9 protein-coding genes are annotated in these 8,789 nt (G+C 36.2%); 3 read left to right on the top strand and 6 right to left on the bottom strand.

The window, feature by feature from the left end:
• Window positions 1-250 precede the first annotated feature (250 nt).
• Together KC460_04000 and arfB are read right to left on the bottom strand one after the other, a co-directional pair.
• Complete coding sequence (locus KC460_04000; protein ID MCA9770503.1) at window positions 251-718, bottom strand: FKBP-type peptidyl-prolyl cis-trans isomerase; 468 nt, start codon at window positions 716-718, stop codon at window positions 251-253.
• Between the two features lie 175 nt (window positions 719-893).
• Complete coding sequence (gene arfB, locus KC460_03995) at window positions 894-1,322, bottom strand: aminoacyl-tRNA hydrolase (GenBank protein ID MCA9770502.1); 429 nt, start codon at window positions 1,320-1,322, stop codon at window positions 894-896.
• Between the two features lie 335 nt (window positions 1,323-1,657).
• Between arfB and topA the strand changes: the two genes are divergently transcribed.
• Together topA and KC460_03985 are read left to right on the top strand one after the other, a co-directional pair.
• Window positions 1,658-3,910: a type I DNA topoisomerase gene (gene topA / locus KC460_03990; GenBank protein ID MCA9770501.1), complete on the top strand. Its 2,253-nt coding sequence runs from the start codon at window positions 1,658-1,660 to the stop codon at window positions 3,908-3,910.
• Between the two features lie 39 nt (window positions 3,911-3,949).
• A complete protein-coding gene (locus tag KC460_03985) occupies window positions 3,950-5,005 on the top strand; it encodes an FAD-dependent oxidoreductase (GenBank protein ID MCA9770500.1) in 1,056 nt (351 codons plus the stop codon).
• Window positions 5,006-5,026: 21 nt separating this feature from the next.
• Here the strand turns inward: KC460_03985 and KC460_03980 are convergent, their stop codons facing one another.
• From KC460_03980 to KC460_03965, 4 genes are all read right to left on the bottom strand, one after another.
• On the bottom strand, window positions 5,027-5,248 hold the full coding sequence (locus tag KC460_03980) for a hypothetical protein (GenBank protein ID MCA9770499.1): 222 nt from the start codon (window positions 5,246-5,248) through the stop codon (window positions 5,027-5,029).
• A gap of 80 nt (window positions 5,249-5,328) precedes the next feature.
• Window positions 5,329-5,757: a hypothetical protein gene (locus KC460_03975; GenBank protein MCA9770498.1), complete on the bottom strand. Its 429-nt coding sequence runs from the start codon at window positions 5,755-5,757 to the stop codon at window positions 5,329-5,331.
• Between the two features lie 162 nt (window positions 5,758-5,919).
• Window positions 5,920-7,569, bottom strand: a complete 1,650-nt coding sequence (gene groL, locus KC460_03970) for a chaperonin GroEL (GenBank protein ID MCA9770497.1) — start codon at window positions 7,567-7,569, stop codon at window positions 5,920-5,922.
• Between the two features lie 22 nt (window positions 7,570-7,591).
• Window positions 7,592-7,879: a co-chaperone GroES gene (locus tag KC460_03965; protein ID MCA9770496.1), complete on the bottom strand. Its 288-nt coding sequence runs from the start codon at window positions 7,877-7,879 to the stop codon at window positions 7,592-7,594.
• 184 nt (window positions 7,880-8,063) lie between these two features.
• Here KC460_03965 and KC460_03960 point away from each other — a divergent pair, with 184 nt between their 5' ends.
• A complete protein-coding gene (locus KC460_03960) occupies window positions 8,064-8,711 on the top strand; it encodes a ribulose-phosphate 3-epimerase (protein ID MCA9770495.1) in 648 nt (215 codons plus the stop codon).
• Window positions 8,712-8,789 lie beyond the last annotated feature (78 nt).

The raw sequence follows: 8,789 nt of genomic DNA, 5'->3' as shown, positions 1-8,789 counted from the left end.
TACTCATATCCGCCCACTAAGGGAGACCATTCATCCCCGGCCTTAAAAGGCCACGGTTTTCTGGTCACGGAAATAAAACAATGTGCTACTGAACACATAAATAATGCTCCAGTAAGCGCACATAAGTACCTATAATAGAAGATTATCAGAGATAAAAAGAATTGTAAAAAGAATTGTAAAAAGAGTATGCCTTTGGCTAAAAAAAAATTCAAATAGAAAAGACGCCATTCGCGTTGCAGTACATGAACTTTTACCCAATTTTGATTAATTCAATATCAAAAATAAGCGTTGCATGAGGCGGAATAAGGCCACCGCCAGCACCACGAGCGCCATAGCCAAGCTCTGAAGGGATAATCAAACGGCATTTTTCACCTTCTTTCATCATCATTACACCTTCATCCCAGCCCTTGATTACTTGGCCAATACCAACAACAAAAGTAAATTCTTGACCGCGATCCACACTACTATCAAATTTTTTACCTATGGTACCATTTTCATCTAACCAGCCTGTATAATGCACAGTAACTCGTTGGCCAGCTTTTGGAGATGGGCCTGTACTTTTTTGTAAAACTTCGTATTTCAATCCCGATTCTGTCACGATCATATTCCCCTGTACATGTTTAATCTTTTCGTATTTTTTCACTCTTTTCGATGACACATGATGTACCAATAAAAGCGAACCTACTACTGAACAACCGATAACTAATAATCGCTTCATGCAATTCCTTTCAAACAGCTATTTTCAAATTAGTTAATGAGAAAGGTAGCATGAATACTGGTCTTAATCAAACCGCTATATAAGTTATTCTACATATTTCTCACAATCAGCATAGACACATTAGTTTATCACGATCAGATACCAGATAAATTTTCTATTAATAGGATTAATGGATTTATTGCTCGATTTTTGTCTGCCGCATCTTTTTAACCTCAGAACGCCGTTTTTTTTCTTTTAGTCGAGCTTCTTTTGCTTCTTTGGGAACTCGCGTTTTCATACGCTTTTTTTTAACATACAATGCTTTGGCAATTTTTTTACCCAGCTGTTTCATTGCTGCTTTTTTGTTATGTGCCTGACTGCGAGATTCTTTATTATGAATAATGACATCACCCTCTTCAGTTAATTCACTTGCAAGCTTTTCTAGAACACGTTCTTTTTGCTCATCAGTTAATACAGTCGTATTATGCACATTCCATCGCAGCGTAATTTTGGTACTCGCTTTATTAACATGTTGACCACCCGGCCCACCAGCTCGGCTAGCGGTCACTTCAACTTCATGCCCGGGAATAACAATATTATTTTTAACTGGTACATCTTCTTTCACTACGATCACCATTTTATTTAAACTAATTACAAAACAAAAAAAACATACCATGCACGACTAACATAGTTCAATAAAATATGCTTTTGAAAAAGGAAATTCTACAATAGAACTTATTTTCTTTTCCCCATTAGCGTATACATAGACTCTGTAAAAAAATCGAATACAATAAGAAAATTGAATGCGATTTAAAAATATTTGACTTTTAGAAAATTTTTCCTTTAATATAAAAATTGGTAGTAGACAAATTATCGCTAGATGTTACAAAAATATGCATTATATACATATATAAATAATGCAATGTAGCACAAAAATGATCACATCAATAAGGTATACCAGTGAAAAAGAAGCTGTTAATTGTAGAATCACCCGCAAAAATCAAGACCATAAAAAAGTTCTTGGGTAATGACTTTAGAATCATGTCCACTATGGGACATATAAAGGACTTGCCTACAAAAAAAACGGGTGTAACCATTAACGGTAGCATCGATATAGAATATGTCGTCATAGAAGGAAAACAAGATACTATTGCCCAACTAGCAAAAGCTGCAAGTACAAGTGATGAAATTTATCTAGCACCCGATCCTGACCGTGAAGGTGAAATTATTGCCTGGCATGCACAACAAGAAATTCAAAAAGTTGCCAAAAAACAAGCTGATATTCATCGTATTACCTTTAATGAAATTACCAAAGACGCTATTTTAGAAGCAATTAAACATACATCATTAGTTGATTTGGATAAAGTTGCAGCACAACAAGCACGTCGCGTTCTTGACCGTTGGGTTGGTTATGAAGTATCTCCTATTTTATGGAAAAAATTAGGCCCAGGCCTTTCTGCTGGCCGTGTACAATCGGTTGCTCTGCGCTTAGTCTGTGAGCGTGAAGAAGATATACGCGCATTTAAACCAGAAGAATATTGGTCAATTACTGGATTATTTAGCAATAGCAAAAGTACTATTGAAGCAGCACTAACAGCCATTGGCACTAAAAAAGCTGAAATAAAAAATGAAGAAGCAGCAAACAAAATAATAAAAGGATTGAAGGAAAGCTCTTTTGCTATTGAAAAAATTACAGACAAAAAGCGATTAAAAAATCCTAATCCACCATTTATGACCAGCACACTCCAACAATCCGCGTTTAACCGTTTAGGATTTTCGGTTAAAAAGACAATGCAAATTGCACAGCAATTATATGAAGGTGTACCGCTTGATGATCCAAAATCACCAATTGCCCTGATTACCTATATGCGTACCGATTCATTACGCCTTTCTGACACTGCACTCAAGCAAGCGCGTGCATTTATCAGTAAAGAATTTTCGAAAGACTATTTACCGACAAAAACAAATGTGTATACAAAAAAAGGTAAAAGCAAAGCAAAAACACAAGATGCACATGAGGCAATAAGGCCAATTAACGTTACTATTTCGCCAGAAATCGCTAATGTCTACCTATCTAAAGATCAAGCACGTTTGTATGATTTGATTTGGCGACGTTTCGTTGCCTGTCAAATGAAACCAGCAGAATATGCGCAACAACAGGTCGTTATTAAAGGTGGTAAATATATTTTTAAAGTTACTGGCTCCACCCTGATTTTTGATGGCTTTTTAAAAGTATATGGTACTGATGCAGATGAAAAAGAAAAAAAAGTTATCCTTCCTGGAGACATTAAAGAACGCGATACTTTGAATTTAAAAAACATTGACCCTAAACAACATTTTACACAACCACCACCAAAGTATACTGAAGCAACACTGGTAAAAGAATTAGAAAAAGAAGGCATCGGACGGCCAAGTACCTATGCAGCAATTTTAAATACCGTCAAAGCACGCAACTATGTAACAGCAGAAAAAAATAGGTTTACACCAACAGAACTTGGTATGGCCGTTACTAAATTATTGGTAGAAAACTTACCAGACATTATGGATAAAAAATTTACTGCCAATATGGAACAGGAGCTTGATAAAATTGCCGATGGAGATCTTGATCGGGACACACTATTAAAAGATTTTTATAAAACTTTTCAAAAGGATCTCAAAGAATTTGCCGGTAAAGATAGAAAAAAAATTGCCGAACCAACAGATGTTACCTGTCCTGAATGCAAAAAACATCAACTTGCTATTCGCTTTGGCAGATCTGGTGAATTTTTGGGTTGCCTTGGTTATCCAGAATGCAATTTTACTTCAAACTTTAAACGCGATGAAAATGGAAATATAGAATTAGTAAAAACGGCAGAACCAGAACTATTGGAGCAACAGTGTCCTCAGTGTGGCAAACCACTACGTAAAGTTATTGGCCGCTATGGGCCGTTTATTGCTTGCTCTGGGTACCCAGATTGTAAATATATTCATCATGAAGAAGCTGATTTTGTCTGCCCACAATGTAAAGGAAAAGTTGTTGCCCGCAAATGGCGTGGCGGAAAATTCTGGGGATGCGATAATTATCCTAAATGTAAATTCGCTATTTTTGGCGAAATTGAGCATTCTCCATGCCCCACATGCAAGTTGCCATTTTTAGTTAAAAAAACAACAAAAAAAGGTGATGTTACACTGTTTTGCTCTGACAAAAAATGCGGCTATACTACTAAAGAATAGTATTGTACGCTATTTCTTAGCGCTTAGGGACAAAATGTAATGTCTATAATTATCAACCTAACTAAACCACAGTTTGGCTCACAATACATCCAAGAAAAAATTATTTGCGTACGAGCACATCGTGAGCGTATTTTTCGTGTAGAACCGGAGCACTATCGGGATAAAATTATTTTTCATAACTATGGTCATGGTGGTACAGGCTGGACATTTTTATTTGGCAGCGTTGATAAATCAATCGAGCAGTTTAAAAATATGCAACATCTGTACGATATAAAGCCATCAGTATGTGTAATTGGAGCTGGATGTTATGGATTATTAACAGCGATACACCTTGCTCGCAATGGCTACTCAGTCAGTATAATCGCTGCTGAACAGACAAAGCAGTTACCTTCGCACAAAGCCGCGGGCTTTTTCTTTCCACGCCATCGCCGCACATCTACACCGCAAGAAAAAAAAGAATTTTTAGAAATCGGCATACATTCATATAAAACATATCGTGCTATTGCCACTGGCAATCATCCATTTATTCCTGATGGACCAACGATTATACCTGCATATTATGGAAATAATAATAATCCTGGTTTTGATGAGTATATAAAACAGGATCTCATGCCAACACCAAAGCCAGTGACAATCTCTTTTGGTACAACACAACATAATGTTATGTATTATCAAACTGTCTTTATTAATCCTGCACAAATTATGATGCACCTAGAAAATCTCATAACACAATATGAAATTCCAATTATTCAACAAACGATTACTGATTTTAGTGAGTTACAAGAACAGTATATTTTTAATTGCGCAGGTTTGGGCGCAAAACAATTGACTGGTGATAAAAAAATTGTACCAGTACAAGGACATTTAATTACACTCAAAAATCAACGTGACATACACGCATTACAATATATGATCAACGTAAAAGTTCCTGTGATTGACCGCAATGGCATACCACGCCATCAACTCCTTTATTACGCACCAAAAGATTCTGGTATTTTGGGTATTACATTTCTACGAGGCAAACGATCCCAAGTGCCTAATCATCATGAGTTTGATTTATTGATTGAACGATGTAATACCTTTTTTGGTTCTTAACTTTTTACAGCAACTATTTATTTATTTGTCTTTCAGTTGATCTACAAACTTACGCTCAAGAAGTCTCTTTTTAAACTCATGCTCTATATGCTCACGCTCTTGCCTACGCTGCATTTCGCAAAGCTGACGTCGATATTCACGCTTCATATGCACTAATTCTCTTTTGTATTCCTGCTTTTTTCTTTTATTTTCTTTTTTGATTAGCTCAACTTCTTTGCTTATCTCATCTACTTGCGTATTCAACTCATCACAACTTTATGTTGCAAAATAATACAGCTGCATTCATAAAAAGAGTCAGTACTACATAACGCATATTTTTCATATTAATAATCTTTCTTTTGGCTTTTTTTTGCTTTTCCATCTTTTAAAGAATACCGATCAATTAAAATAAAACCTTCTTGATTCTCAGAATCGGTACATATAACATCATTTTGATTTTTTTTATAAAATTGAGAAAATTTCGATAAGTCCCGTTCTCCTTCCGGTTTATATATTTCACACATAAAAGAAAGAAGCTCTTTTTGAGACATAGCGCACTGTTTATTTTTTACATGTTCCGTCTCTTTTTCTTGCCTCTCTTTACCTATTTCATTAACATATCGACACAAAAAATCTCTTAAACTTTGCATTTTTTCATTTTGTTGATTCATACCAAAGCTCATGCCAGTGATGAGCCCACATATACAAAAGATAGATAAAAACAGCATTGGACTACTTACAATCAAAAAAAGAAATGTTCCATTTTTTTTCATATATCCTCCCTTTAAAAAATAATACATATGAACTGATGATTTTAGCTTACTATACTTAATTCAAAATCAAAAAGTCTCTATGCGTTTATGTACAAAAAAACCCGCAGATTCCTCTGCGGGTCAAAACTATATTGATAGTATGTCAGAGATCTATAAATGATCCTAATACATACCAGGCATACCGCCCATACCGCCCATTCCACCCATTCCAGGTGCTGGAGCAGCAGATGCTTTTTTATCTTCTGGCATTTCAGAAATTGTTGCTTCTGTAGTTAATAATAAACCAGCAATTGAAGCTGCATTTTGAATTGCAGAACGAGTAACTTTTGCTGGATCTATGATACCCGTTTGTACCATATCAACATAGCTACCAGTTTTTGCATCAAACCCATTTACACCTTCTTGTGTTTTTACTTGGTTAACTACAACTGATGCTTCATATCCAGCATTGCTAGAAATAATACGAAGTGGTTCCTCTAACGCACGTGCGATAATTTGTGCACCAAGTTGTTCATCACCCTCAAGTTTAAGCGCTTGTACTGCTTTTTGAGTACGGAGCAATGCAATACCACCACCAGCAACAATACCTTCTTCTACTGCTGCACGAGTAGCACTCAATGCATCTTCAATGCGATCTTTTTTCTCTTTTAATTCAGTTTCAGTTGCTGCACCAACTTTAATTACTGCAACACCGCCAGCAAGTTTTGCTAAACGCTCTTGCAATTTTTCTTTGTCATAATCAGAAGAACTGTTTTCAATTTGCATTCTGATTTGTGCAACACGGCCTTTGATCGCATCTTCAACACCTTGGCCTTCAATAATTGTACAATCATCTTTAGTGATTACAACACGTTTTGCACTACCAAGATCTGAAAGCGTCATATTTTCTAATTTTAACCCAAGATCTTCAGCAACAAGTTTACCGCCAGTAAGCACAGCAATATCTTCTAACATTGCTTTACGACGATCACCAAATCCCGGTGCTTTAACCGCCACGGCATTGAGTGAACCACGTATTTTGTTTACAACTAATGTTGCAAGCGCCTCGCCTTCAACCGTTTCTGCAATAATGAGTAATGGACGGCCAGATTTAGCTGCTTGCTCTAAAATTGGCAACATGCTTTTCATACTGGTAATTTTTTTCTCTACCGTTAAAATTACCGGGTTTTCAAGCACGGCTTCCATTTTTTGCGCATCAGTTACAAAATATTGGGAAAGATAGCCACTATTAAACTGCATACCCTCTACAACATCAAGCTCATCATCAATACCACGCGCTTCTTCAACAGTAATAACACCATCTTTGCCAACTCGCTCCATTGCTTGCGCAATTTGTTGACCAATTACCGCATCAGAATTTGCAGAGATTGTTGCAACCTGTTCAATTTCTTTTTTATTGTTAACAGGTTTTGCAGCCTTTTTAACTTCTGCAACAACTATTTCTACAGCTTTATCTATACCACGCTTTAGTTCCATTGGGTTTGCGCCAGCAATAACATATTTGTTACCTTCGCGGAAAATTGCTTGCGCCAAAACAGTTGCTGTTGTGGTACCATCACCAGCAACATCATTTGTTTTGCTTGCAACTTCGCGCACCATTTGCGCACCCATGTTTTCTAACTTGTCTTCAAGCTCGATTTCTTTTGCAACAGTCACACCATCTTTAGTAATTTTTGGTGAACCAAAAGAACGCTCAAAAGCAACGTTACGGCCTCGTGGTCCCAAAGTAACCTTTACTGCATCGGCTAATGTGTCTACACCTTTGCGCACTTTTTCTCGTGCTTGCGTACCAAATACGATTTGTTTTGCCATTATGTAGCTCCTAAAATTTTATTTACCTATCTAATACACCAAGAATATCATCTTCACGAATAATTAAATGCTCATCACCCGCATCAGTGCCGCTAAACTTACCAAAATAAATGGTATCGCCAATTTTTACCGTCATTGGCATGCGCTGACCATCTTTACCGCGTGCACCAGGGCCAACTGCAATAACTTCCGCTGTTTGTGTTTTTTCTTTTGCTGCATCTGGAATAATAATACCGCCTTGCGTGGTATCTTGATGTTCCACACGCTTTACCAACACTCTGTCACCTAATGGACGAAATTTTTCAAACATATTTTTACTCCTTGAATAAAGAGATATTGTAGTACATATAGCCATTATACGGAAAAATCTAAAAAACTCAACTAATTTTTTTTGATAGAAGTTGACTCAGATTTTTTCCTCACAGAAATAATGACGCCCTTTTATTTATTTGTTAGTTTAACATGCAAATTCATATTCAAAAAGGAGTCACTCCATGGCGGCTATTTACCCTTCATTGATATCTGCTGACTTATTAAATCTAGAACATGTTTTACATGAATTAAATCCACATGTTCCCGGTTATCATCTTGATATTATGGATAGTCATTTTGTACCTAATTTAACATGGGGGCCAGCATTTATAGATGCCATTGCACGAAAAACTCATCGGCAATTATGGGTACATTTAATGGTTACCAATCCCTTGCCATGGTGCGAAATATTACAACTCCCTGCCAACAGTATTTTTAGCTTTCATGTAGAATCTGAAGGAAACATTGCACGCATTATTAAAAAAATAAAAGAAAAAAAATGGATTCCAAGTATTACTATTAACCCACAAACAGCAATAGAAAAAGTATTACCATCACTTGAAATACTTAATCATGTATTATTGATGTCTGTTGAACCCGGCTTTTCTGGACAGGAATTTATACCATCAACAGTAGAAAAATTAAAACGATTAAATGGGTATAGACAAACAAGCGGCTTAACATTTACTATCGGTATTGATGGTGGCATAAATAAAAACAATATTAAAAATCTTACTGATGCCGGCGCTAATCATATTGCTGCCGCTTCTGCAATTTTTAATGATAATAACATCATTGACTCATTTAAAGAATTAAAAGAAGCACTTTAATGGTAGTAATTGTCATTGAACTATAAATCTTCCACTCTTAGAGTTCTTCATATTCATTCGCACCACCCCGAATTCTCT

It is taken from the genome of Candidatus Dependentiae bacterium (assembly GCA_020431705.1).
Lineage (GTDB): Bacteria > Babelota > Babeliae > Babelales > Vermiphilaceae > JAGQHQ01.
This window is presented reverse-complemented; position numbering and strand designations above follow the sequence as displayed.

Excerpts from the sequence above, each read along its gene's own strand:
- KC460_04000 (MCA9770503.1), bottom strand. The coding sequence starts at position 718 with ATGAAGCGATTATTAGTTATCGGTTGTTCAGTAGTAGGTTCGCTTTTA.
- KC460_03985 (MCA9770500.1), top strand. The coding sequence starts at position 3,950 with ATGTCTATAATTATCAACCTAACTAAACCACAGTTTGGCTCACAATAC.
- KC460_03975 (MCA9770498.1), bottom strand. The coding sequence starts at position 5,757 with ATGAAAAAAAATGGAACATTTCTTTTTTTGATTGTAAGTAGTCCAATG.
- groL (MCA9770497.1), bottom strand. The coding sequence starts at position 7,569 with ATGGCAAAACAAATCGTATTTGGTACGCAAGCACGAGAAAAAGTGCGC.
- KC460_03965 (MCA9770496.1), bottom strand. The coding sequence starts at position 7,879 with ATGTTTGAAAAATTTCGTCCATTAGGTGACAGAGTGTTGGTAAAGCGT.
- KC460_03960 (MCA9770495.1), top strand. The coding sequence starts at position 8,064 with ATGGCGGCTATTTACCCTTCATTGATATCTGCTGACTTATTAAATCTA.